Below are 24,456 nucleotides of genomic sequence, written 5' to 3' on the forward strand. Positions count from 1 at the left end.
AGCGGGTGTTTGCATCACTGTGGCCGCAGCCATCGCAGGTGTTGCTGCGTTGATTCGGCGCAACATGTTTGGCGCCGCACCTAGGCTGGCTTAATTGTTCCATCGAACGTGCAGCGAGTGCGAGTAGGGCTTGGGCGTTGTGGCTGATGGCCTGAAAACCAGCCGGCCTTATTAGTGGCCGACGCGTGCTTGATGCGCACGCGCGAGCTCGTCCCGCAGCAGCTGATACTGCGCAAAGCGGAGCGGCGAAATCGTTTTTTCCGACAGGGCGGATTGCAACGCGCAGCCGGGCTCGGCCTCATGCCGACAATCCCTGAAACGGCATTGTCCAAGGAAAGGCCGGAATTCGCGGAACGACCAAGCGAGCGAGGTCTGCGTAAGCTGTGCAAGACCGAACATTTGCAGCCCCGGGCTATCAATCAAAGTGCCGCCGCCGGGGAGACGATAAAGCCGCGAGAAGGTCGTTGTATGACGGCCAGAATCGAGTGCGGTCGAGATCGTGGCAGTCGTGGCGTCGGCCTCTGGAATCAAGGCGTTGGTCAGCGTCGACTTGCCCATGCCGGATTGCCCGACCAGCAGGCTGGTCTCGCCAGCAAGGCGCGAGCGGAGAATCTCGACGGTGTCCTTGGCGCAGGTTTCGATGACCTCGTAGCCCAAGGCCGCAAAGGGAGTCAACAGAGCCCGCGCGGCATCAAGCCCGCCGGTCAGATCCGCCTTGTTGAGGATGATCAGCGTCTTAACCTCCTGATCCTCCGCCGCGCAAAGGCAGCGGGTGATCAGTTCGGGGCTGAAACTCGGTTCGGTTGCCACTACGATCGCCACCTGGGTGACGTTGGCGGCGATCAGCTTCAGCTTGAACGCGTCTTCCCGATACAGCAGGCTGCTGCGGTCAAGCAGGCGCTCGATGACGCCTTGGTCTGGTGCGGTTGCGCTGACCTGGACACGATCACCGCAGGCGTAGCTGCTCTTCTTTGCTCGGGTAAAGCACAGGAGGCGGGCACCGTCCGCCAGCTCGACTTCGTATTGCCGCCCGAAGGCGGCCACGATAGTGCCGTCTACGCCGGACTTCATGCGCTTCGCAGGTGCGCTACGCGAATCGGCGCAGGCGGGTGAGAGTCATAAAACGCCGAGTAGAGCGGATCGGGCGTGAGCGTGCCGGCGTTGTCACGATAAAGCTTGACCAAGGCGGAGACGAGGTCCTCCGCCTGTGCGTGATGTGCGGCGTAGGCGTCCGCCTGAAACTCGTGTCGCCGCGACCACAAGCTGGTCAATGGCGTGAGCGGGAATGTGAAAACCGGTAGAGCGAAGAGCACCAAGGCCAGGGCGGCCGCCTCGCCGTGCGACTGCATGCCCAGTCCGGCGAAGAACCAGTCTTCGCCCATCAACCAGCCGAGTAGGGCGAGGATTGCGAGGCTCATCGCGGCCATCACCGCCACACGCTGCCACAGATGCCTTAGCTTGAAGTGGCCGAGTTCATGTGCAAGAACGGCCTCCACTTCCTGAGGTGTGAGGCGTTCGACCAGCGTATCGAAGAAAACGATGCGCTTGGCGGCACCCAGGCCCGTGAAGTAGGCGTTTCCGTGGGCGGAGCGCTTTGATCCGTCCATCACGAAGAGGCCCGAGCTCTTGAACCCGCAGCGCGCGAGAAGCGCTTCAATGCGTTCCTTGAGCGGCCCATCTTCCAGTGGCACGAATTTGTTGAAAAGTGGCGCAATCACGACCGGGTAGAGCACCATGATCAACAGGTTGAAACTGAGCCAGAACGCCCACACCCAAAGCCACCAACGGTTCCCCGTTGCCTGCATCATCCACAAGACCAGCGCGATGACCGGCAGCCCAATTGCGGCGCCGACGAGCACGCCCTTGGCGAGATCACCGATGAAGGTCGCCGGGCTGGTCTTGTTGAAGCCGAAGCGAGCCTCGGTGACGAAAGTCCGCCACACGGAGAACGGCAGGCCGACCACGAACGAGACGATCGCAATGAGGGAAAGGAAGGCGACGCCGTGCCAAATGCCGCCTGCATCGAAGACGCGCGCGGCGCTGTCGAATAGCCACTGCAAACCGCCGCCCACGGTGAGTGCCAGCAGAAGACCTGTTTCGACGATGAGTTCGATTGCGCCGACTGCAAGGCGAGCCCGCGTATAGTCGGCCGCCTTCTGGTGTGCATCCAGCGGGATGCGGTCCGTAAACGGGGATGGCACCGAAGCGCGATGTGCGGATACCGCCCGGGCCTGACGCCAGGACAGCCACAAACGCAGACCGAGCGTCAGCGCGACGACAAACAGAAAAACCAGCGAAAAAACAGAGGCGGTCATGGGCAGTCGGTGGCCGCGTTGCGAGAGCTGGCAACGCGTATGAGAGAATGGGGCTTTGAATCAGGAGCTTGCGATTATGGCACAGGATCCAAACCGCCTCGTCTGGGTGGACATGGAGATGACCGGGCTGGAGCCCGACCGCGATCGCGTACTGGAGATTGCGGTCGTGGTAACCGACGCGGCGCTTACCGTGGTCGCCGAAGGTCCGGTCCTGGTCGTGCATCAGCCCGATTCAGTGCTCGATGCCATGGACGACTGGAACAAGAACACCCATGGAAAGAGTGGCTTGATTGACCGCGTTCGCGCCTCGACCACCGATGAGGCGGAGGTTGAGCGGCTGATGATTGCGTTTCTCGACCAGCATGTGCCGCGTAGAACCAGCCCGATGTGCGGCAACTCCATCTGTCAGGATCGGCGCTTCATGGCGCGCCACATGCCCGCGCTGGAGGCGTGGTTCCATTACCGCAATCTCGATGTCAGCACGCTCAAGGAGCTTGCTCGCCGCTGGAATCCGCCGGTATTTGCCGGCCTGAAGAAGCAGGGCGCGCACACCGCGCTAGCAGACATCCTCGAATCGATCGAAGAGTTGCGCTACTACCGCGATACTTTCATGCGCGTGGTTTGACGCGCCGCGTGACTCAAAGGCGCCGGTAGAGTGTGAATTGCTCGCCGGTCCGGCGCCTGCCTCGGGAGAGGTCCCAAACCGGCACCCACGCGGCGCCCGGCTGTAGCGCCATAGAACGTCCGCTGCGATAAACGACCAGGAGTTCGCAGCGAGTCACGCCACGGTCGGCGGCCTCGAAGCGCAGGTTGGCGAAGTAGAGCAGCGCGGCGCGCTGCGATTCGCCCATGCCGCTCTCGGCGACACAGGCATGGGGCGTATCGGATATCCGCGCTGCAAGGTCGCGCGCAACAAGTTCGTAGCTCTTGTCGTGATTGACGAAGGGCAGGAATAGCGCGATCGCCAATGCCCACAGGAAGCTGGTGCCGACCGCCCAGGACAGCGGGCCGCGCAGCATCGAGCGCGGGGGACGAACGACCAAGGCCAGCCAGCCTAGAGAAAGGACGATGCCCGCTGCGACTGCAGTTGCCGACAGTGTCGGCACGTAATCAGGCACCAGCCGCGCCACGTTTCGCGCCAGCGGTGCTGGCCAGCCGAAGTGCATCGCGTACCAGGAGAGCCAGACAAAGACGCCAAAGGCCAGGAAGGTCATTCGGCCGAACCAGTCGAACGCACTGGCTGCGCCACGGCGCAGGCTCAGTGCGCCGTCCGACGCGAGCAACACAAGCGGCGGGATCAACGGCAGCGCGTGGGCGGGGCGCAGCGGGCCAGTTGTTGCGACGAGCAGGATCGCAAGAAGCAAGGACGCCAGTGGCAGCAGGATCCTCGTTTCTTTTATCCGCTTGCGTTCATGCCAGACGGTCCAGACTGCAATTGGCCACAACGGCCACATGAACCAGCCGAGAAGCTCGAGCAGCTGACGAATGTTCGTCAGGTGGGCAAAGTGGGGTGTAATCGACTCGAGCTCGTTCGACCACCAAAGGCGCAGATGTTCGGGTCGGAAGGTGACCAGAAGCAGCGGCCACAGCAGCGCGATCACAGTGGCAATGCCGGCGCCCAGCGCAAGTGCTCGTTTTCGCTCGGGGGTGCGGCATTCGCTGCACAGGCCGGGGAGTAGCGCCCATAGCGGCATCAGAATCAGCAGAGCAGGCAGGCCGGCCGCCAGCGTCGCCAGGCCGATTGCGCTGCCCGCAATGATCGCGCCGTGTCGCGGTACGACAAGGAATTCCGCGAAACCAAGGAAAGCCGCTGCGGTGCATGCGAGTAGCGCGAGCTGTGGCTGAAACTCGTGGGCGTGCGTCAGCAGGCCAAGCGTGCCCAGGCCCAGCAGCACTGCAGCCCGATCCGACGGTGCGCCGTAGAGGCGTCGCGCTGCGCGGGCCAGGCAATAAAGCGTGATTGCGACACAGACGCCAGACGCCAGGCGTGCCGCGTTGTGGATTGGCAGCGCCCAGTCGAGCAGTTGGCTCAATAGCGCGCCGAGCCAGTAGTAGAGCGGCCCGGTGTCGAAGGTCGGACGGTCCGCCACCGCCAGCGTAAGCCAGTCTCCGGTGCGGAGCATCTGATGGATCACGCCGAAATGCGCGGCGTCGTCGCCGCGCCAGGGTGCGTGGTCGATGAGGCCTGGCAGTGCGTATAGCGCGAACAGCGCCCACAGGGCCCATGAGGGGATAGTCAGCGTCGAGGGTGCGCGCGGTTCGTTGGCCATGCGGTTTCTTCTGATTATTCTGAACGAGCGGATCGCCGCAATTCTAGCGGCTTGGGCGCCAGGCCGCAGGTCGCGACTGTGTCAGGCGGTGATACAAACAAAAAAGGCAGCCGAAGCTGCCTTTTTTCGGAATGCCGAAGTCGGCTTAGCGGCCGTACTTCTGGCGGAAACGCTCGACGCGGCCCGCGGTATCGACGATCTTCTGCTTGCCGGTCCAGAACGGGTGGCACTCGGAGCAGACTTCAACGTGATAGGCGTCTTTCGCCATCGTCGAACGGGTCGTGAAGTTGTTGCCGCAGGAGCAGGTCACCTTCACGTCGTGGTAATTCGGGTGGGTATCGGCTTTCATTTCGAATCCTTGTGCGCGCAGTCGGCGAATGTGACCGACCAAGTCGGAAAGTCGGCAATCATCCCACGCGCAGACTGCGCAAGTCAAGGCCCGCAGCGCTGGCATAATGCGCGCTGTTCCCGATTGCGATGCAACGAATGACGCCTGTTCCTGTCGATCCCGGCGAGGAGTTCTTTGTCGCCTGCCTCTGTGCGCAATGGTGCGGCACCTGTCGTGACTACCGTGCGGGTTTCGAAGCGTTGGCTGCGCAGTTTCCGAAGATGGGTTTTGCTTGGGTGGACATCGAAGATCATGCCGACCTGATTGGCGACATTGACGTCGAGAACTTCCCGACGATCCTCATTCAGCGTCAGGAGTCGGTGCTGTTCTTCGGTACGGTGTTGCCGGACCACGCCTTACTCAAGCGTTTGCTTGAGACCTATGTTGCCCAGACGCCGGATGAGTCGGAGCGTTATGCGCTGGCGACGCCGGAGCGCCGTGAGTGGCAGCGGGATGCCAATTTGCGGGCGTTGCTGCGCGCGAACTGAAAGAAAAAGCGGCGCTGAGGCGCCGCTTTTGTTTGACTGGGCGAATGGTCAGCCCTTCATCACGCTCGCCAGGGCGTCCGCGACGTAGTCAAGGTTCTTGCTGTTGAGCGCGGCGACACAGATGCGGCCGGTCGAGACGGCGTAGATGCCGAATTCATTCTTCAGCACTTCGACTTGCGCCGCCGAAAGGCCCGTGTAGGAGAACATGCCGCGCTGGCGGGTCACGAACGACAGATCGCGCGTCACGCCGCGAGCGGCGAGGCGCTCGGCGAGGCCCTTGCGCATCTCACGAATGCGCAGGCGCATGCCGGCAAGTTCGTCTTCCCACTGCTGGCGCAGTTCCGGGCTGGAAAGCACTGCTGCGACAACGGCGCCGCCATGCGTCGGCGGGTTGGAGTAGTTGGTGCGGACGACGCGCTTCACTTGCGACAGCACGCGGGCCGACTCTTCCTTCGATGCGGTGATGATCGACAGCGCACCGACGCGCTCGCCGTACAGCGAGAAGGATTTCGAGAACGAGCTCGACACGAAGAACTGCAGGCCACTGGCCGAGAATGCGCGCACGGCAATCGCATCGGCATCGATGCCATCGGCAAAGCCCTGGTAGGCCATGTCGAGGAAGGGCACTAGACCCTTCGCGCGACATACGGCGACGACTTCTTCCCACTGGGCGTCCGTGATGTCCGCGCCGGTCGGGTTGTGGCAGCAAGCGTGCAGCACGATGATCGAGCCGGCCGGCAGGCTTTCGAGCTTGGCTTTCATGCCAGCGAAGTTCGCACCGCCGGTCGCTGCGTCGTAGTACGGGTAGGTGTCGACCGGGAAGCCGGCGGACTCGAACAGGGCGCGGTGGTTTTCCCAGCTCGGGTCGGAGATGTAGACCGTGGCACCCGGGTTCAGGCGCTTGAGGAAGTCGGCGCCGACCTTCAGTGCGCCGGTGCCACCAAGCGCTTCGACGGTGATGACCTGGCCGTTGGCGATGAGTGCCGAATCCTTGCCCAGCAGCAGTGCTTGCACCGCGTTGTTGTAAGCGGCGAGGCCTTCGATCGGCTGATAGCCGCGCGCCGGGGCGGCTTCCAGGCGTGCCTTTTCGGCGGCCTTGACTGCGCCGAGCAGCGGGATCTTGCCGTTGTCGTCGTAGTAGACGCCCACGCCGAGGTTCACCTTGGTGGTGCGGGTGTCAGCGTTGAAGGCTTCGTTGAGGCCGAGAATCGGGTCACGCGGGGCCATCTCCACCGCGGCGAAAATCGAGGCAGTCATCGGAACTCCAGTTGCAGGTTTGGGCGACAGACGGGGGGAAAGTCGCAGGAAATCAAGCTTTTAAGTTTAGCACGCGGCCATGCGACTGTCGCCCGGATGGCCGTCCCGCCCGGGGCGTCGGTGGCCGACGTGCTGTCGCTTGTCAGAGGATCAGCGACTTGATCGCGTCGTCCTTGCGGGCGAGGTAATGCGTCGAATGGATACGGCGGATCGTGCGCGATTTGCCGCGGATCAGCAGCGTTTCGGTGGTCGCGAAGGTGCCGTCACTGGTGACCCCTTCGAGCAGGTCGCCCTTGGTGATGCCGGTGACCGCGATGATCACGTTGTCGGTGCGGGCCATCTCGTCGAGCGTCAGCACCGTGTCGACCGCGATGCCCATCTTTGCGCAACGTGCGCGCTCTTCGGCGCCGAGCGCCACGTTTTCCGGCGTCGAGCCCTTGGCGATATCCCGCGGTATCAGGCGGCCCTGCATGTCGCCATCGAGCGCGCGGGCGACTGCGGCGGAGACAACGCCTTCCGGTGCGCCGCCGATGCAGTACAACATGTCCACTTCGTTGTCGGGCATGCAGGCCATCACCGACGCGGCGACATCGCCATCGGGGATCGCGAAGACCTTGCAGCCAAGCGCATGCATTTCCTTGATCGCGGCCTCATGGCGCGGCTTCGCCAGCGTGATCACGGTCAGCCGGTTGAGCGGCTTGCCGAGTGCGGCGGCGACCGAGCGCAGGTTGTCTTCAAGTGGCTTGTGCAGATCGATCGCGCCCTTGGCCGGGTTGCCGACGATCAGCTTCTCCATGTACATGTCCGGCGCCCGCATGAAGCTGCCCTTGTCGCCCGCGGCCAGCACCGCCACCGCGTTGTTCTGGCCCATTGCGGTCATGCGGGTGCCATCGATCGGGTCGACCGCGATATCCACGCCGTCGCCGCCACGACCGACGTGTTCGCCGATGTAGAGCATGGGGGCTTCGTCGATCTCGCCCTCGCCGATAACGATCTCGCCGTCGATCTGGATCTGGTTCAGCACGAAGCGCATCGCCTCGACGGCAGCGCCGTCGGCCTTGTTCTTGTCGCCGCGGCCAAGCCATTTGTAGCCGGCGAGGGCGGCGGCTTCGGTTACGCGGGTGAATTCGATCGCAAGTTCGCGTCTCATGCTGTGGGATTCCTGTTGTGGGCCGCGACGCTCGTGGCGTGCCGGCGGGTCAATTCAGGGGCGGGATTGTAAACGGATGGGCGCCGTCCTGCCGGCTCGCCGAAACAAGCCGCGGCCGAACTTGCGATGCGGCATACAATCCAAGGTTCGGCCAGTTTTCCGGAGCGCCCTTGTGATCGTCGAATTTCCTGGAAGTCCGTTCCGCCTGCATCAGCCGTTTCCGCCCGCTGGGGACCAGCCCACCGCGATCGCAAAGCTGACCGAAGGGGTCGAAGACGGGCTGATGTACCAGACCTTGCTCGGCGTTACCGGCTCGGGCAAGACTTACACGATGGCCAATGTCATCGCGCGCACTGGCAAACCCGCGCTGGTGCTGGCGCCGAACAAGACGCTCGCCGCGCAGCTTTACGCCGAGTTCCGCGAATTCTTCCCCGAGAACGCGGTCGAGTACTTCGTTTCCTACTACGACTACTATCAGCCGGAGGCCTATGTGCCGAGCCGCGATCTCTTCATCGAGAAGGATTCGGCGATCAACGAGCACATCGAACAGATGCGGCTGTCGGCGACCAAGAGCCTGCTGGAGCGGCGGGATGTGGTGATCGTCGCGACCGTGTCCTGCATCTACGGTATCGGCGACCCGGTGGACTACCACTCGATGATCCTGCACCTGCGCGAGGGCGAGAAGATGCCGCAACGCGATGTCGTGCAGCGCTTGGTTGGCATGCAGTACTCGCGTTCGGACCTGGATTTCAAACGCGGCACCTTCCGTGTGCGCGGTGATGTGATCGACATCTTCCCGGCCGAAAACGCCGAAATGGCGGTGCGGCTGGAGCTGTTCGACGATGAGATCGAGCACATCACGCTGTTCGACCCCTTGACCGGGCATCTGAAGCAGAAGCTTGGCCGCTTTACGGTATTCCCATCCAGTCACTACGTGACGCCGCGTGCGACGGTGCTCAAGGCGATCGAGGGCATCAAGGAGGAGTTGCGTGAGCGCATCGCCTTCTATGTGCGTGAGAACAAGCTGGTCGAGGCGCAGCGCATCGAGCAGCGCACCCGCTTCGATTTGGAGATGCTGACTGAGGTCGGCTTCTGCAAGGGCATCGAGAACTACTCGCGGCATCTCTCCGGTCGTGCGCCCGGCGAGCCGCCGCCGACGCTGATCGACTACTTGCCGCGCGATGCGCTGATGTTCATCGACGAATCGCATGTGGCGATTCCGCAGGTGGGCGGCATGTTCAAGGGTGACCGGGCGCGCAAGGAGAACTTGGTCGGCTATGGCTTCCGGCTGCCCTCGGCGGTCGACAACCGACCGCTGAAGTTCGAGGAATTCGAACGCCTGATGCCGCAGACGATCTTTGTCTCCGCGACGCCAGCGGCCTATGAAGAGCAACATCAAGGGCAGGTGGTAGAGCAGGTGGTGCGGCCGACCGGTCTGGTCGACCCGGTGATCGACGTCCGGCCGGCGATTACGCAGGTCGACGACTTGCTGACTGAGATCCGCAAGCGCACCGCGGTGGAGGAGCGTGTGCTCGTCACCGTGCTGACCAAGCGGCTGGCCGAGGAACTGACCGATTACCTTGGCGAGAACGGCATCCGGGTGCGCTACCTGCACTCCGATATCGATACGGTCGAGCGGGTCGAGATCATCCGCGATCTGCGCCTGGGCGAGTTCGATGTGCTCATCGGCATCAATCTGCTGCGCGAGGGGCTGGATATCCCTGAGGTCTCGCTGGTCGCGATCCTCGACGCAGACAAGGAAGGCTTCCTGCGTTCCGAGCGCAGCCTGATTCAGACAATTGGCCGCGCGGCGCGCCATCTGCACGGCACGGCGATCCTCTACGCCGACCGTATCACCGATTCGATGCGGGCCGCGATGGGCGAAACGGAGCGCCGTCGCGCCAAGCAGATCGCGCACAACGAGGCTAATGGCATCGTGCCGAAGTCCGTGCACAAGCGAATCAAGGACATCATCGATGGCGTCTATCACGAAGCGGAGGCCGGCAAGGCCCTCAGGGTCGCCGAGGCGGATGCCGACTACGCGCTAATGGACGAAAAGGCGCTGGCCAAGGCGATCAAGAAACTGGAGAAGGACATGCTTGAGCACGCGCGAAACCTGGAGTTCGAGAAGGCGGCCGCTGCGCGAGATGAACTGTTCCGGCTGCGCCAGCGCGCCTTTGGTGCCGATCAGCACGGCTCACCCTGATTCATTTTCGGCTTCGATCCGCCTGTGCGGCGGGCGGCCGGCAATACGAAGACAACAACGAGAAAAACTCAGAGCATGAAGCGCGTACTGTTCATCTGTACTGGAAACATCTGCCGCTCCCCCACCGCAGAGGGGGTAGCGAGGGCCATGATCGCGGCATCGGGCGCCGACGTCGAAGTGGACTCGGCCGGGATTCAGGGCATGCATGCTGGCGAGGCGCCTGATCCGCGTTCGCAACGCGCGGCCAAACGGCGTGGCTACGAGCTTGGCAAATTGCGTGCGCGCAAGCTGGCCGCGGCGGATTTCGAGGTATTCGACTTGCTGGTTGCGATGGATCGCGGCCATCTCGCCCACATGAAACGACTCTGTCCGCCGGAGCATGCGGGCAAGCTGCACTTGTTCCGGGATTTCATCGCCGACGGCGTGGGTCTTGACGTGCCCGACCCCTACTACGGCGGTGACGCGGGTTTCGAGCATGTGCTCGATCTGTGCGAAGACGGTGTGGTGGCCATGTTGGCGGCCATCAAGGCGGGCAAGGTGTAGGTGCGTCGGCTCCCGGCGCTGCGGTGCCGACCTCAAATGAGAACGCCCCGCTGACCAGAGGACAGCGGGGCGTTTTGGTTTGTGCGGCCCGAGCTAGTTTACTCGTTGCGCGTTTCGACTTGCTGCAGCGGCTCGTCGGCGACGACCGGGCGCGCCGGCCGTTGGCGACGGCGACGCGCGGGCGCTTCGTCCGAGCTTACCGGGGCGGCGGCAGGTGCTGCCGGTGCGTCGCTGCGCGTTTCGATCATGACGAGCTCATCGCTCTTCAGCACCGCGTTCAGGTCGAACGGCAGTTGAGCCTGGGTGCGTGCAGCGGCCGCGCGAACCGGCAGTGGTTCCTCTTGAGCAAGCTCGGCCTGCGCAACCGGAGCGATTGGCGCCGCTTCGACCACGGCAGGGGCCGGCTCGTTCGCGATTGCCTCAACGACTGCGGTGACGGCGACGGTTTCGCTTGCTGCGGTGGCTGGCGCGGCGACAGGCTCGACCACCGGCGCACTGCTGGCAAGCGCTTCGGTCGTCGCGGCCTCTTTCGCTGCAGCAGCGGCGGCAGCGGCTTCCGGCGTCGGGTAGAACATGATTTCTACCGGTGCCTGGCGTTGGCGACGTTCGCGGTGAGCTTGGCGCTCTGCGTCACGTTCGGCTCGGCGGGCTTTGGCTTCCGCACGGCGCGCAGCGTCGGCTGCGGCTTGTGCTTCCGCAGCAGCTGCGGCGGCCTCCGGTGTCGGATAGAACATGATCTCGACCGGGCGGTTCGCGCTATCGCCTTGCTCCTGCGCTGCAGCTTCGTTGTTACGGCGTTCGCCGCCGCGGCGGCCGCGGCGGTTACGACGGCGGCTAGTGCCTTCGCCTTCATCCGCTTGCGGTGCGATCTCGGGGGCGGCGCCGGCACCTTCGATGGCGCCGGTGTCGATCACGGTCGCGATATCGGCTTCAGTTGCGGCCGGTTTCGGCTGACGCGGCTGACGCGGTTCACGTGGTTCGCGCGGCTGGCGTTCGCGGCGTTCCTGCGTCTGGCCCTCAGGCTTCTCCGCGCGTTCGCCACGGTTTTCATCGCGACGACCGCGTTCTCCACCTTCGCGTTGCGGCTTGGTTGCCTGTTCGGCAACGGCTTCGGGCTTGGCGCCCTGGCGGTCACGGCCTTTTTCGCCACGCGCTTCGTTGCGGTTGCGTTGCTCGTCGCGGCCTTTCTGGCCGTCGCGATTGCGCTCGCCGCGTTCGCCGCGTTCTTCCCGGTTGCCACGGCCACCGCGCTCGCCACGGCTACGCTCATTGCGACGTCCGTTGCGGCCCGCGTCCTTGGTCTCGGCAGGCTTCGCGGCCGGCGCCGCGGTGGTGGCGTCACCACCACGGAACCAGTTCAGGATGCGTTGGAACAGGCTGGGGCCCGGCTGCACAGTCGCGCTAGGGGCGACCGGTGCGGCCTCGGTCTTCGGCTCAACGATCGGGGCCGGCTGGTCCGGCGTGAACGAGCGGATCGCGGCTTCCTGGCGCGGGGGCTTGCCTTCGGTGTTGGCGGACGGCGGCGCATAGGTCGCGTCGGCCGGCATCTGCGCCATCTTGTAGCTGGGTAGGTTCAGCTCTTCTGAGTTCAGCTGGTCGTGACGCAGACGGACTATCTCGTGCGCCGGCGTTTCCAGATGGCGGTTCGGGATCAGTAGCAGATTGACCTTGTGGCGCAGCTCGATCTTGGCGATGTCGTCGCGCTTTTCGTTCAACAGGAAGGTTGCGACATCAACCGGTACCTGGCAGTGCAGTGCGCCGGTGTTCTCCTTCATCGCCTCCTCTTCGAGGATGCGCAGGATGTGCAGCGCCGCCGATTCCGTCGAGCGGATATGGCCGGTGCCGGTACAGCGGGGGCAGGTGATGTAGCTGGTTTCGGCCAGCGCCGGGCGCAGGCGCTGGCGCGAGAGCTCCAACAGGCCGAAGCGGCTGATCTTGCCGGTCTGCACACGGGCGCGGTCATGGCGAAGGGCGTCGCGCAGGCGGTTTTCCACCTCGCGCTGGCTCTTCGGATTTTCCATGTCGATGAAGTCGATGACGATCAGGCCGCCCAAGTCACGCAGGCGCAGCTGGCGGGCCACTTCGTCCGCGGCTTCGAGGTTGGTCTTCAGCGCGGTTTCTTCGATGTCCGCGCCGCGGGTTGCGCGGCCCGAGTTCACGTCGACCGCGACCAGCGCTTCGGTATGGTCGATCACCACGGCACCGCCCGACGGCAGGTTCACCTGGCGCGAGTATGCCGATTCGATCTGGTGTTCGATCTGAAAGCGCGAGAACAGCGGCACATCGTCGCGGTAGCGCTTCACGCGATGCACATTGGTTGGCATCACATGCGCCATGAACTGGCGCGCCTGTTCGTACACGTCGTCGGTGTCGATCAGGATTTCACCGATGTCGGACGAGAAGTAGTCGCGGATCGCACGGATCACGAGGCTGCCTTCCTGATAGATCAGGTAGGCGCCACTCTGGCCCTTGGCTGCACCTTCGATTGCTTTCCACAGCTGGGCGAGGTAGTTCAGGTCCCACTGCAGTTCTTCGGCTGCACGGCCGATCGCTGCGGTGCGAGCGATCATGCTCATGCCGGTGGGCACGTCCAGTTGATCCAGCGCGTCGCGCAATTCCGCGCGGTCGTCGCCCTCAACGCGGCGCGAAACGCCACCGCCGCGGGGGTTGTTCGGCATCAGCACCAGGTAGCGGCCGGCGAGCGAGATGAAGGTGGTCAGGGCTGCGCCCTTGTTGCCACGTTCGTCCTTCTCAACCTGGACGATCAGTTCCTGGCCTTCCTTGATCGCGTCCTGAATGCGGGCGCGGGAAGCTTCTACACCTTCCTTGAAATAGGCGCGGGAAATTTCCTTGAACGGCAGAAAGCCATGGCGTTCGGCGCCATAGTCAACAAAGGCTGCTTCGAGGCTAGGCTCGACGCGTGTCACGACGCCTTTGTAGATGTTGCTCTTGCGTTGTTCCTTGGCGGCCGATTCGATATCGAGATCGATCAATTTCTGACCATCTACGATCGCGACGCGCAGTTCTTCGGCCTGCGTCGCATTAAAAAGCATGCGCTTCATTGGTGTTGTTCTCCCGCGCGCAAGCGGGCAGAACGAACCGCACCGTCCGATTCGGACGGCGTACTCAGATTGTCGGGAACGCTGTCATGCGATGGTTCGTTTTCAAAAAGAGTCGCGGGATTCGTACTGATCGGTCCTGCAGTCTCGGCGAGGTTCGGCCGACCGCTCAGGGCCTTGCATTCTGCGAGTTGCGCGCCAACTATGTGGTCAAGTGTTTTTTGGGTACCATCGCGAGCTTTTGTGCTCCAGCGACGGTTGGCTTGGCGTTCCTCTGGGAGCTGAGCTCATCGCCGACTGGTCCGTACCTGCATCCTGCGAGGTGCGGCCCGAGCCGGACGTACCGGACGAACCCAAGCAGTATATTCAACATGGTCTTGCAAGGCAAAACCCCGTCCGCCCCCCCAGCCGTCCAGCGAGTGCTGATCGACGAAAACGATGCAGGTCAGCGCATCGACAATTTTCTGATCCGCGTCTGCAAGGGCGTCCCCAAGAGCCTGATCTACCGAATCCTGCGCAGCGGCGAGGTGCGGGTGAATAAAGGGCGCATCGATCAGACCTACCGGCTCGCGGCGGGCGATGAGGTGCGGATTCCGCCATTGCGCCTGGCTGAAAAGGCCGACAAGGCGCCGGTGCCGGGCCGTGAGTTCCCGATCCTGTTTGAAGACGACGCGCTTCTGGCGATCAACAAGCCGGCAGGTACTGCGGTGCATGGTGGCAGCGGGGTGAGCTTTGGCGTGATCGAGCAGTTGCGACAGCAGCGGCCGCAGCAGCGGTTTCTCGAGTTGGCGCACCGGCTCGATCGTGAGACCTCCGGCATCCTGCTGATCGGCAAGAAGCGGTCGGCGCTCAGCAAGCTGCATGATGTGCTGCGCGAAGGCGGCTTGGACAAGCGCTATCTGGCGCTGGTGGTTGGCAAGTGGCCGAACCCGGTTCAGCACATCAAGCTTGCTCTCACCAAGTACCTGACCGAAGAAGGAGAGCGGCGCGTTACGGTGGATAAGGATGGCAAGGCCTCGCACAGCATCGTACGGCTCGTGGCGCGCTGGGAGCGTTTCAGTCTGGTCGAGGTGCAGATCAAGACCGGCCGGACGCACCAGATCCGGGTGCACCTGACTCATCTTGGCTTCCCCTTGGCGGGTGACGATAAATACGGCGACTTCGCGCTGAACAAGGCGCTGCAGAAGGAAGGTCTGAAGCGCATGTTCCTGCATGCGGCGAGCCTGGTTGTGCCGCATCCGGTTACCGGCGAGCCCTTGGCGCTGTCAGCGCCGCTGCCCGATGAGTTAGCCGCTTTCGTGGCGCGCCTTGATGAGAAGGAGGCGCGTAGCTATGGCTGAACGCCGGTTTGACCTGGTCGTATTCGACTGGGATGGCACTTTGATGGATTCGACTGCCACGATCGTCGCAGCGATTCAGGCTGCGTGCGCGGATCTGGGCTTGCCGGTGCCCGATCGTGCTCAGGCGAGCCACGTCATCGGTCTGGGCTTGAATGACGCGTTGCATTCGGCGGTGCCAACGCTCGACCCGGCCGACTATCCGAGAATGGTTGACCGCTATCGCCATCACTATTTCGCGCGCGACGGAGAGCTGGTGCTGTTCGACGGCGTGCCGGCGCTGATCGATCGCTTGGCGGCGGAGGGCTACGGTCTTGCTGTGGCCACCGGCAAGAGCCGCGCCGGGCTTGATCGCGCTTTTGCTGCGAGCGGCCTGGGTGCGCGCTTCCACGGCTCGCGCACGGCGGACGAAACATTCTCGAAACCGCACCCAGCGATGCTGCTCGAATTGATCGACGAATTCGCCGTCTCGCCAGAGCGCACCTTGATGATCGGCGATACGACGCATGACTTGCTGATGGCGCAAAACGCCGGCACGCCAGCGGTTGGCGTGACCTACGGCGCGCACCCGCTCGATGTGCTCGACGCCCTTGCGCCGCTTGGTTTGGTGCATTCCGTTGCGGAGCTCGATGCATGGCTGGCAGCGAACGCCTGATCTGCACGAGCGGAGAGGTTCAGGAGGGGGGCGATGGCGTGCGCTTCCCGCTACGCACGGCTTTTGGTGACGAGACCGGTTTTGTCGTGCGCTACCGGGGTGAGGTGCGGGCGTACATCAACCGGTGTGCGCATGTGCCGGTTGAGTTGGACTGGCAACCGGGCAAGTTCTTCGATGACTCGGGCTTATACTTGATTTGTGCAACGCACGGTGCGTTGTACGACCCGGTCGGTGGGCATTGTCTGGCCGGCCCGTGTCGCGGCGGCCGTCTGCCGAGGCTCGATGTGATCGAGCGCGATGGGCATATCTACCTCCTTGAGAAAACTGCATGAGTGAACAAGTCTGGGAACGCAAGCTGATCGAAGATCTCGCCACCGAGGCGCTCAAGGAGCAGCGCCGCCGGCGCCGTTGGGGCATTTTCTTCAAGCTGCTGGGCGTGGCGTATTTCGGCGTGTTTCTCTGGATCATGTGGTCGGGCCGCAGCCCGGAAGGCGTTGATGGTCACCCGCATACAGCGGTCATCGAGCTGGATGGTGTTATCGCGGCGAACAACCCCGCGAGCGCGGCGCGCGTAAATACCGCGCTGCGTGAGGCGTTCAAGAACGACGCTGTCAAGGGCGTGGTGATCAAGATCAACAGCCCGGGCGGTAGCCCGGTGCAAGCCGGCGCGATCTACGACGAAATCAAGCGCCTCAAGGCGACAAAGCCTGCACTGCCGGTGTATGCGGTGGTTGAGGAGTTGTGTGCTTCCGGCGGTTACTACGTTGCGGCGGCTGCGGACAAGATCTATGTCGACAAAGCGAGCCTGATCGGTTCGATCGGCGTGATCATGGACGGCTTTGGCTTTACCGAGGCGATGCAGAAGTTCGGCGTCGAGCGGCGCGTCTATACGGCGGGGGACAACAAGGCGTTTCTGGATCCGTTCTCGCCGTCAGTGCCGCGCCATGTTGAGCACGCCAACGCGATGTTGCAAGAGATTCACTCGCAGTTCATCGATGCGGTGCGCAAAGGCCGTGGTAAGCGCCTGAAGGAAACGCCGGAGACATTCTCGGGGCTGGTCTGGACTGGCCAGAAGAGCATCGAACTCGGCCTCGCCGATGCGACCGGGACGGTCAGTTCGGTGGCGCGGGATGTGATCAAGGCCGAGAAGCTGCGCGACTACACCGAGCGTGAGCCGACTTTCGAGCGCCTTGCGCGCCGGCTTGGCGGCGTTGCGGCGCAAGCCTTTTCCGAGGGGATGGTCGAGACCCGCTATCGCTGATCGCTTCTCCGGCGGCCGGCCCGGCCGCTAGGCGAGGAACAGGAATACCGTGGGGCGCCGATCCAGATCGGGCGCGTCACTTTTTTTCCAGCTTGCGATACTGCGCGTGGCGATCCATTCGCCAGCTGTCGTCAGTTCGCGCGCGACGCAAAGCTGTGTTTCGGCCGAAAGGCCGGCAAGCAGGGCCGCAAACATCGCCTGGTTACGGTATGGCGTCTCGATGAAGAGTTGCGTGCGCTTGAAGCGACGCGACTCCTTTTCGAGTTCGCGCAGCGCGGCCGCACGTTCGGCTTCCTTCACTGGCAAATAGCCGTGAAACGCAAAGCTCTGGCCGTTGAGCCCGGAGGCCATCAGGCTGAGCAGCAGAGACGATGGGCCGACTAGGGGTGCTACGCGAATGCCAAGCCGATGGGCTTGCCGGACCAACAACGCACCGGGGTCTGCGACGGCTGGGCAGCCCGCTTCGGACATCAGGCCGATGTCCTGCCCTGCGAGGGCTGGGGCGAGCAGGGCGCTCAGGTCGGCATCGGTTGGGGTCTTCGGCAGTTCTCGAACATCCAGCGCTTGCAGCGGTTGCGGATGGCCGATGCGTTTCAGTTCGGCGCGCGCGCTTTTGGCGTTCTCTACCACGAAGTGCCGCAGCAGATGAGTGGTTCTGAGCGTCGCAGGCGGGTGAAGCGCGTCTGAGTCCGCGGGGCCGAGCGCGACAGGCAGCAGGAATAGGGTGCCGGGCATCAGATCGTCTGGATCCCGGCTTCGCGCAACAGGCGGCACAGCGCAATCATCGGTAGGCCGACCAGCGCATTCGGATCGTCCCCGCGGATGTGGTCGAGCAGCGTGATCCCCAAGGCTTCGGATTTTGCGCTGCCGGCGCAATCCAGCGGCATCTCCCGTGAGACGTAACGCTCAATCTCTGCGTCGCTGAGGTGCCGGAAACCGACCTCGGTGGGCACGCATCGTGTCGAAGCGTGCCCGGTGTTTGTGTCGAGCAGGCTTACGGCGGTATGGAAGATGATGGATCTGCCGCTCATCTGCTTCAGTTGGGCAATCGCCCGTTCTACGGTGCCTGGCTTGCCAAAGCGCTCATCGCCAACGCTGGCCACTTGATCAGAGCCGACGATCAGGGCGTCCGGGTGCCGCGCGGCGACAGCGCGCGCCTTGGCTTCGGCGAGGCGAATCGCAGTTTCGGCTGGCGCTTCGCCAGCGAGAGGCGTTTCGTCGGTGTCCGGCTTGTCGGTTACGAACGGAAGTTCAAGTCTTGCGAGCAGTTCGCGGCGATAGCGGGAGGTGGAGGCCAGGACAATTGTGCGCATCGGAGCGGGCGTGTCGCCGGCGGCGGCGATTCGCCTTTGACAGAAAGGGTCTTGGATAATATCATTGCTCGTTTATGTCGCAACAGCAGGCTGGTTTTGCCTCGTGGTTGATTGCCGATCCGCTCGAATTCGCGCGGCGCGGCGAGCGTCTCGCGGGTGCAGTCGAGATTTCCGCACTCTCGCGTTTGCGCGCAGAGTTGGTGGATACGCAGGGCTCGGTTCAGGTTGAGGTGGTCGGAAGCGAGGTCGGTGACGACCGGTTTCTGCTGGTCTCAATCGAAGCGAAGCCTCGGGTTGAATGTCAGCGGTGCCTTGCGCCGCTTGCGCTTGATCTGGAGTTGGATGTTCGATTCCTGCTTGTTCCGCTCGGGCAGCCGATGCCGGATGACGAGCTGGAGGATGACTCCTTCGATCCGATTCACGCCGAGCGCAATCTCGATGTGCTGGCCTTGGTCGAGGATGAGCTGCTGCTGGCGTTGCCGATCTCGCCGCGACATGAGGTGTGTGAAACCCCGCAACCCCGCGAACGGGACGACAGCGCGTCGCCCTTCGCCGCGCTGGCGAACCTGCGCGGGGCGGGAAAGAAAGTTTGAGCCCGATCCGGTTTTCGGCGGGTCTGATTACTGAAATTGAGCGAAGGAGCATCAAATGGCTGTTCAACAGAACAAAAAGTCGCCGTCGAAGCGCGGCATGCATCGTGCCCACGATTTTCTGACCGGTCCCGCGACTGCCGTCGAACCGACCACCGGTGAAGTGCACCTGCGCCACCATGTGTCGCCGTCTGGCGTGTACCGTGGCCGCAAGGTCATGAAGGCCAAGGGCGAATAATTCCCTCTTCGACGAAAACGGCGCCAGAGTGCCTGGCGCCGTTTTCGTTCGTCCCTACCCACCAGTCACTATCGATGCAGGTAACGCTCGCGATCGACTGTATGGGCGGTGATTTTGGCCCTTCGGTCACACTGCCCGCAGCCCGCCAGTTCCTGCGCGACGATCCATACGCCAGCGTACTGCTGGTCGGTCTGCCCGAAGCCATCGAAGCGGAAGCTTCCAGGCTGGCTGGCGAATTCCCTGGTCGTGCCCGTTTCGTGCCGGCGACGCAAGTCGTTGAAATGCACGAAGCGCCCGCAAGCGCTTTGCGCGCAAAGAAAGACTCGTCGATGCGCGTTGCGATCGACCAGGTCAAGTCTGGCGATGCGCAAGCTGCGGTGTCGGCGGGCAATACCGGGGCGTTGATGGCGATCGCGCGTTTCGTTCTGAAAACCATCAATGGCATCGACCGGCCGGCAATCGCGACGATTCTGCCTGCGCTGGATGGTCACACCTACGTGCTCGACCTCGGTGCCAACGTCGATTGCACCGCCGAACACCTGCTCCAGTTCGGCATCATGGGGGCCATGCTCGTTTCCGCGCTTGAGCACAAAGAGCGCCCCACGGTCGGGTTGCTCAACATCGGCGAGGAAGAGATCAAAGGCAACGAGGTCGTCAAGCAAGCGGCAGAGTTGCTGCGCGGCAGCGGCCTCAACTTCTACGGCAACGTTGAGGGCAACGACATCTACAAGGCGACCACCGATGTGGTTGTCTGTGATGGTTTCGTAGGCAACGTGGCGCTGAAGGCTTCGGAGGGTGTGGCGCAAATGATGGCGACCACGCTCAAGCAAGAACTCAAGCGCAACCTGTACACAAAGCTGGTCGCGCTACTGGCAATCCCGGCTCTGCGTCACTTCAAGCAGCGCGTTGATCATCGGCGATACAACGGTGCCGCACTCCTTGGCCTGCGCGGGGTCGTGTTCAAGAGTCATGGTTCCGCCGATGCGTTTGCGTTTGAACAAGCGCTCCGCCGTGCGGCGGATGCCGCACGCAATCAGGTTGTCGATCGCATCACCGCGCGCGTCAGCGCGCACCTTGCAGCAGAAGGAGTGACGCAGTGATCTATTCCAGGGTCGTGGGTACAGGCAGCGTGCTGCCGGGAGATCCCGTCACCAATGATGATCTGGTGGCACGTGGCATCGACACGTCCGATAGCTGGATCATCGAACGTACAGGTATTCGGTCCCGTCACCTCGCGCCCGCCGGCGTTACTTCGAGTGTGCTGGGTGCAGAGGCTGCACGTCGTGCGCTCGAGGCGGCGGGGCGCACGGCCGCCGACGTCGATTTGATCATCGTCGCCACCTCCACGCCGGACAAAGTGTTCCCGAGCACAGCCTGCCTGATTCAGGCGGAGCTCGGAGTGTCAGGGTTTCCGGCCTTTGACGTGCAGGCGGTCTGCAGCGGCTTCGTCTACGCCCTGACGATTGCGGACAAGTTCATCCGCTCCGGCTCGAATCGTCGCGCGCTCGTTATTGGTGCTGAAGTGTTTTCCCGCATCATCGACTGGGAGGACCGCCGTACCTGCGTTCTGTTTGGCGATGGTGCAGGCGCTGTGTTGCTTGAGGCGTCGGAAACGCCTGGCCTGCTCGCGACTGCGCTGCATGCAGACGGCAGTCTGCACGAGATCCTCGAGGTGCCGGGCAATATCCGCGATGGTCATGTCGAGGGCTCGCCGTTTATTCACATGGACGGCGCTGCGGTCTTCAAGGTGGCCGTTCGCGTGCTGGGCGATATCGCCCATGAAGTGCTCGAGCAGGCCGGCATGACGGCCGAGCAACTCGATTGGCTGATCCCGCATCAGGCGAATATCCGGATTCTTCAGGCGACCGCCAAGCGCCTGCATTTGCCGTTTGAAAAGGTGATCGTCACCGTCGACCGGCACGGCAACACGTCGGCGGCATCTGTGCCGCTCGCGCTCGACGCAGCGGTGCGGGATGGTCGTGTGCGGCCGGGGCAGAGCGTGATGTTGCAGGGTGTGGGCGGTGGCTTTACCTGGGGTGCAGCGCTGCTGCGCCTGTAATACCGAGTGAGGGTGCGATGAGTTTTGCTTTTGTCTTTCCCGGCCAGGGGTCGCAGTCGGTCGGCATGATGGCGGCGTATGGCGAGTCCGAAGTGATTCGCGCGACGTTTGCTGAAGCGTCCGCCGCGCTTGGTGAGGACCTCTGGGCGATGGCTGCCGAAGGCCCAGCCGAGCGGCTGTCGCTGACGGTCAATACGCAGCCGCTGATGTTGACCGCCGGCGTCGCAGTCTGGCGCGCATGGCGTGCCGCGGGTGGCGCGACGCCGACTGTCGTCGCGGGTCACAGTCTTGGCGAATATTCCGCCCTGGTCGCGGCAGGCGCACTCGAGCTTGCGGATGCGGTGCGTCTGGTGCGTTTGCGCGCACAGGCCATGCAGGATGCTGTGCCGGCCGGTACGGGCGGTATGGCGGCGATTCTCGGGCTGTCCCCGGAATTGGTGGCTGAAGCCTGCGCCGAGGCTGCGCAAGGCGAAGAGGTTGCCGCGGCTAACCTCAACGACCCGGGGCAAATCGTGATCGCCGGCCACGCTGGCGCGGTTGCGCGAGCCTGCGAGGCTGCCAAGGCGCGAGGCGCGAAGCGTGCGTTGCCGCTTCCGGTCAGCGCCCCTTTTCATAGTGCCCTGATGCGTCCTGCTGCTGAGCGTCTTGCGCTGGCGTTGCAGACGGTCGACGTTCGCACGCCTGCAATCCGCGTCGTCAACAATGTCGACGTCGCAATCGAGTCGGATCCGGTTCGCATCAAGGATGCGCTGGTGCGCCAGGCTTACTCTCCGGTTCGCTGGATCGAGACGGTGCAGGCCCTGGCCGCCCAAGGTGTCACACAAGTCGTTGAATGCGGCCCCGGCAAGGTGCTGATGGGGCTGGTGAAGCGCTGTGGCGCGGGTCCGGAGGCACTTGCAATCTCGGATGCGGACACACTGGCAAAGATTCTCGAAGTGACCAAAGGGGCTGCAGCATGATGGCACTTGAAGGGCAAATTGCGCTGGTAACCGGCGCGAGTCGCGGCATCGGGCGTGCGACTGCGCTTGAGCTTGGGCGCCAAGGTGCGGTCGTCATTGGTACTGCGACGTCGGATTCTGGGGCCGAAGCGATCTCGGCGGCCCTAGCCGAGGCCGGTATCAAGGGTACCGGCTTGCGCCTGAATGTTACCGATGCCGCGGATTGCGAAGCTGCGCTGGCTCGGATCGAGAAGGAGTTCGGTGCGGTGTCGGTGTTGGTGAATAACGCCGGCATCACGCGCGACAACATCGCGATGCGGATGAAGGACGACGAGTGGGATGCGGTGATCGACACCAATCTCAAGGCCGTTTTCCGTATGTCCAAACTTGTCATGCGCGCGATGATGAAGGCGCGCTATGGCCGCATCGTCAACATCACCTCGGTGGTTGGGTCTTCCGGCAACGCCGGGCAGGCGAATTACGCGGCTGCAAAGGCGGGCGTTGCCGGCATGACGCGTGCCTTGGCGCGTGAGCTGGGGAGCCGGAACATCACGGTGAACTGTGTTGCGCCGGGTTTCATTGATACCGACATGACGCGCGCGCTTGGAGATGAGCAGCGCGACGCACTGCTTGGTCAGATTGCCCTTGGGCGACTCGGGCGTCCTGAAGAGATTGCCGCCGCGGTGGCGTTCTTGGCCTCTCCCGCAGCTAGCTATGTTTCCGGCGTTACGCTGCATGCGAACGGCGGAATGTACATGTCATAAGCACCTGGTGGGTGCCTAGGCAGGATGGGCAGATGCCCGCATTTTATGGTTTCTTTTTGGTAAAATAGTGGGGTTATTCACCCCCGAATTTAGAGAAGGAGTGGTCAATGGAGAACATCGAACAACGCGTCAAGAAGATCGTTGCCGAACAACTCGGCGTCAACGAGGCTGACATCAAGAACGAGTCTTCCTTTGTGGACGATCTGGGCGCTGACTCGCTGGACACCGTTGAACTGGTCATGGCCCTCGAAGAAGAGTTCGAGTGCGAGATTCCGGACGAAGAAGCCGAGAAGATCACCAGCGTTCAGCAGGCAATCGACTACGTCGTTGCCAACAAGAAGTAATCGTAGTTTTTAACCTCGTAACTCGATCCGGAGCGCACTTTGGGCGGTCGTAGAGTCGTCATCACCGGTCTCGGTATCATCAGTCCGGTCGGTAATTCCATCTCCGAAGCCTGGGACAACATCCTTAATGGGCGTTCCGGCATCACCCGCATCACTCGTTTCGATGCGTCGACCTTACCGGTGCAGATTGCCGGCGAGGTCAAGAACTTTGACGTGACGGCGTACGTTTCCGGTAAGGAAGCGCGCCGTTACGACAAGTTCATCCACTACGGCCTGGCCGCGGCAATCGACGCGCTCAAGGACGCAGGGCTCGGGGAGCATCCAGACAACGCAGAGCGTATCGGCGTGTGCATCGGTTCGGGCATCGGCGGTCTGCCGATGATCGAAGACACGCACAACGCAACGCTGGAGGGCGGCGCGCGCAAGATCTCGCCGTTCTTTGTGCCGGGTTCGATCATCAACATGATCTCCGGGCTGCTGTCGATTCAGTACGGCTTCAAGGGGCCGAACTTCGCCACGGTGAGTGCCTGCGCGACAGGTAATCACGCAATCGGTGAGGCTCAGCGCCTGATCGAGTACGGCGATGCGGACATCATGGTTGCCGGTGGAGCCGAAGGGACCGTTTCCTTCCTTGGTATGGGTGGCTTCTGTGCGGCGCGTGCCTTGTCGTGCCGCAACGATGACCCAACCGCAGCGAGCCGCCCGTGGGATGCTGGTCGCGATGGTTTCGTGCTCGGCGAGGGCGCCGGCGTACTGGTCCTCGAAGAGTACGAGCATGCCAAGGCTCGCGGCGCAAAGATCTACGCCGAGCTGGCCGGTTACGGCATGAGCGCGGATGCGAACCACATTACCGCGCCTTGCGAGGACGGTGAAGGCGCCTCGCGCAGCATGCGCAATGCCTTGCGTAACGCCAAGACGGAGCTCGACGAAATCGACTACGTCAATGCACATGGCACCTCCACGCCGCTCGGCGACTTGGCCGAGACGACGGCGGTGAAGCGTTGCTTCGGTGAGCATGCCTACAAGCTCTCGGTTAGCTCGACTAAGTCGATGACGGGTCATCTGCTGGGTGCTGCCGGTGGTATCGAGGCGGTATTTACCACGCTCGCAATTCGCGACCAGGTGGCGCCACCGACCATCAACCTCGAGACGCCAAGCGAAGGCTGTGACCTCGACTACGTGCCGAAGCAGGCGCGGCCGATGACCATTCGCGCAGCGATGTCAAACTCGTTCGGTTTTGGTGGCACGAACTCCACGCTGATCTTCCGTCGCGTTTAGTCG

General features: G+C 63.0%; 25 protein-coding genes. 16 read left to right on the forward strand and 9 right to left on the reverse strand.

Going from position 1 to position 24,456, the window contains the following annotated elements; translation table 11 throughout:
• Positions 1-171 precede the first annotated feature (171 nt).
• On the reverse strand, positions 172-1,071 hold the full coding sequence (gene rsgA, locus HH302_RS02575; protein WP_172197791.1) for a ribosome small subunit-dependent GTPase A: 900 nt from the start codon (positions 1,069-1,071) through the stop codon (positions 172-174).
• Positions 1,068-2,315 (reverse strand): M48 family metallopeptidase, encoded by a 1,248-nt coding sequence (locus HH302_RS02580; RefSeq protein ID WP_172197794.1) that lies wholly within the window; start codon positions 2,313-2,315, stop codon positions 1,068-1,070. Before HH302_RS02580 ends, rsgA begins: the two co-directional genes overlap by 4 nt.
• Positions 2,316-2,391: 76 nt before the next feature.
• Here HH302_RS02580 and orn point away from each other — a divergent pair, with 76 nt between their 5' ends.
• Complete coding sequence (gene orn, locus HH302_RS02585; RefSeq protein ID WP_172197797.1) at positions 2,392-2,940, forward strand: oligoribonuclease; 549 nt, start codon at positions 2,392-2,394, stop codon at positions 2,938-2,940.
• 13 nt (positions 2,941-2,953) lie between these two features.
• On the opposite strand, the gene HH302_RS02590 is transcribed toward orn, so the two are convergent.
• Positions 2,954-4,585 (reverse strand): glycosyltransferase family 39 protein, encoded by a 1,632-nt coding sequence (locus HH302_RS02590; RefSeq protein ID WP_172197800.1) that lies wholly within the window; start codon positions 4,583-4,585, stop codon positions 2,954-2,956.
• A 145-nt stretch (positions 4,586-4,730) separates the two neighbouring features.
• Positions 4,731-4,934 (reverse strand): 50S ribosomal protein L31, encoded by a 204-nt coding sequence (gene rpmE / locus HH302_RS02595; protein ID WP_172197803.1) that lies wholly within the window; start codon positions 4,932-4,934, stop codon positions 4,731-4,733.
• Positions 4,935-5,071: 137 nt separating this feature from the next.
• Here rpmE and HH302_RS02600 point away from each other — a divergent pair, with 137 nt between their 5' ends.
• Entirely contained in the window at positions 5,072-5,461 is a 390-nt protein-coding gene (locus HH302_RS02600; RefSeq protein WP_216661744.1) for a thioredoxin family protein, read from the forward strand.
• 48 nt (positions 5,462-5,509) lie between these two features.
• Here the strand turns inward: HH302_RS02600 and HH302_RS02605 are convergent, their stop codons facing one another.
• Positions 5,510-6,718, reverse strand: a complete 1,209-nt coding sequence (locus tag HH302_RS02605; protein WP_172197809.1) for an amino acid aminotransferase — start codon at positions 6,716-6,718, stop codon at positions 5,510-5,512.
• A 142-nt stretch (positions 6,719-6,860) separates the two neighbouring features.
• Positions 6,861-7,868 (reverse strand): class II fructose-bisphosphatase, encoded by a 1,008-nt coding sequence (gene glpX, locus HH302_RS02610; RefSeq protein WP_172197812.1) that lies wholly within the window; start codon positions 7,866-7,868, stop codon positions 6,861-6,863.
• A 175-nt stretch (positions 7,869-8,043) separates the two neighbouring features.
• On the opposite strand from glpX, the gene uvrB reads away from it, so the two are divergent.
• Both uvrB and HH302_RS02620 read left to right on the forward strand, forming a co-directional pair.
• The gene (gene uvrB / locus HH302_RS02615; protein WP_371814608.1) at positions 8,044-10,074 is read left to right on the forward strand and encodes an excinuclease ABC subunit UvrB; all 2,031 of its coding nucleotides are present in this window, start codon (positions 8,044-8,046) and stop codon (positions 10,072-10,074) included.
• A gap of 75 nt (positions 10,075-10,149) precedes the next feature.
• Positions 10,150-10,617 (forward strand): low molecular weight protein-tyrosine-phosphatase, encoded by a 468-nt coding sequence (locus HH302_RS02620; RefSeq protein ID WP_172197818.1) that lies wholly within the window; start codon positions 10,150-10,152, stop codon positions 10,615-10,617.
• A 98-nt stretch (positions 10,618-10,715) separates the two neighbouring features.
• On the opposite strand, the gene HH302_RS02625 is transcribed toward HH302_RS02620, so the two are convergent.
• A complete protein-coding gene (locus tag HH302_RS02625; RefSeq protein WP_172197821.1) occupies positions 10,716-13,679 on the reverse strand; it encodes an Rne/Rng family ribonuclease in 2,964 nt (987 codons plus the stop codon).
• A 368-nt stretch (positions 13,680-14,047) separates the two neighbouring features.
• On the opposite strand from HH302_RS02625, the gene HH302_RS02630 reads away from it, so the two are divergent.
• From HH302_RS02630 to HH302_RS02645, 4 genes are read left to right on the forward strand one after another with little or no spacing between them, the layout of a single operon-like run.
• Positions 14,048-15,016 carry an RluA family pseudouridine synthase gene (locus tag HH302_RS02630; RefSeq protein WP_172200645.1) on the forward strand — a complete coding sequence of 323 codons (969 nt, stop codon included), beginning with the start codon at positions 14,048-14,050 and terminating at the stop codon, positions 15,014-15,016.
• Positions 15,009-15,668: an HAD family hydrolase gene (locus tag HH302_RS02635; RefSeq protein WP_172197824.1), complete on the forward strand. Its 660-nt coding sequence runs from the start codon at positions 15,009-15,011 to the stop codon at positions 15,666-15,668. Before HH302_RS02630 ends, HH302_RS02635 begins: the two co-directional genes overlap by 8 nt.
• On the forward strand, positions 15,647-16,000 hold the full coding sequence (locus tag HH302_RS02640; protein ID WP_172197827.1) for a Rieske 2Fe-2S domain-containing protein: 354 nt from the start codon (positions 15,647-15,649) through the stop codon (positions 15,998-16,000). Before HH302_RS02635 ends, HH302_RS02640 begins: the two co-directional genes overlap by 22 nt.
• Positions 15,997-16,929 (forward strand): S49 family peptidase, encoded by a 933-nt coding sequence (locus tag HH302_RS02645; protein ID WP_172197830.1) that lies wholly within the window; start codon positions 15,997-15,999, stop codon positions 16,927-16,929. The genes HH302_RS02640 and HH302_RS02645 overlap by 4 nt, the downstream gene beginning before the upstream one ends.
• A 27-nt stretch (positions 16,930-16,956) precedes the next feature.
• On the opposite strand, the gene HH302_RS02650 is transcribed toward HH302_RS02645, so the two are convergent.
• A complete protein-coding gene (locus tag HH302_RS02650; RefSeq protein ID WP_172197833.1) occupies positions 16,957-17,664 on the reverse strand; it encodes an SAM-dependent methyltransferase in 708 nt (235 codons plus the stop codon).
• Complete coding sequence (locus HH302_RS02655; RefSeq protein WP_172197836.1) at positions 17,664-18,242, reverse strand: nucleoside triphosphate pyrophosphatase; 579 nt, start codon at positions 18,240-18,242, stop codon at positions 17,664-17,666. Before HH302_RS02655 ends, HH302_RS02650 begins: the two co-directional genes overlap by 1 nt.
• A gap of 74 nt (positions 18,243-18,316) precedes the next feature.
• On the opposite strand from HH302_RS02655, the gene HH302_RS02660 reads away from it, so the two are divergent.
• The 8 genes from HH302_RS02660 to fabF all read left to right on the forward strand — a co-directional run bounded on the left by HH302_RS02660 (position 18,317) and on the right by fabF (position 24,453).
• Entirely contained in the window at positions 18,317-18,835 is a 519-nt protein-coding gene (locus HH302_RS02660; RefSeq protein ID WP_172197839.1) for a DUF177 domain-containing protein, read from the forward strand.
• A 55-nt stretch (positions 18,836-18,890) separates the two neighbouring features.
• Complete coding sequence (gene rpmF / locus HH302_RS02665; protein WP_172197842.1) at positions 18,891-19,070, forward strand: 50S ribosomal protein L32; 180 nt, start codon at positions 18,891-18,893, stop codon at positions 19,068-19,070.
• Positions 19,071-19,144: 74 nt separating this feature from the next.
• On the forward strand, positions 19,145-20,170 hold the full coding sequence (gene plsX, locus HH302_RS02670; protein ID WP_172197845.1) for a phosphate acyltransferase PlsX: 1,026 nt from the start codon (positions 19,145-19,147) through the stop codon (positions 20,168-20,170).
• Positions 20,167-21,129, forward strand: coding sequence for a beta-ketoacyl-ACP synthase III (locus HH302_RS02675; protein ID WP_172197848.1), 963 nt, complete (start codon positions 20,167-20,169; stop codon positions 21,127-21,129). Before plsX ends, HH302_RS02675 begins: the two co-directional genes overlap by 4 nt.
• Before the next feature lie 17 nt (positions 21,130-21,146).
• Positions 21,147-22,088 (forward strand): ACP S-malonyltransferase, encoded by a 942-nt coding sequence (gene fabD / locus HH302_RS02680; protein WP_172197851.1) that lies wholly within the window; start codon positions 21,147-21,149, stop codon positions 22,086-22,088.
• On the forward strand, positions 22,088-22,831 hold the full coding sequence (gene fabG, locus HH302_RS02685) for a 3-oxoacyl-ACP reductase FabG (protein WP_206256506.1): 744 nt from the start codon (positions 22,088-22,090) through the stop codon (positions 22,829-22,831). The genes fabD and fabG overlap by 1 nt, the downstream gene beginning before the upstream one ends.
• 107 nt (positions 22,832-22,938) lie before the next feature.
• A complete protein-coding gene (acpP, locus tag HH302_RS02690; protein WP_172197857.1) occupies positions 22,939-23,175 on the forward strand; it encodes an acyl carrier protein in 237 nt (78 codons plus the stop codon).
• A 39-nt stretch (positions 23,176-23,214) separates the two neighbouring features.
• Positions 23,215-24,453: a beta-ketoacyl-ACP synthase II gene (gene fabF / locus HH302_RS02695; protein ID WP_172197860.1), complete on the forward strand. Its 1,239-nt coding sequence runs from the start codon at positions 23,215-23,217 to the stop codon at positions 24,451-24,453.
• The last annotated feature ends 3 nt before the right edge of the window (positions 24,454-24,456 follow it).

This window comes from Niveibacterium sp. COAC-50, from assembly GCF_013184235.1.
Classification (GTDB): domain Bacteria; phylum Pseudomonadota; class Gammaproteobacteria; order Burkholderiales; family Rhodocyclaceae; genus Niveibacterium; species Niveibacterium microcysteis.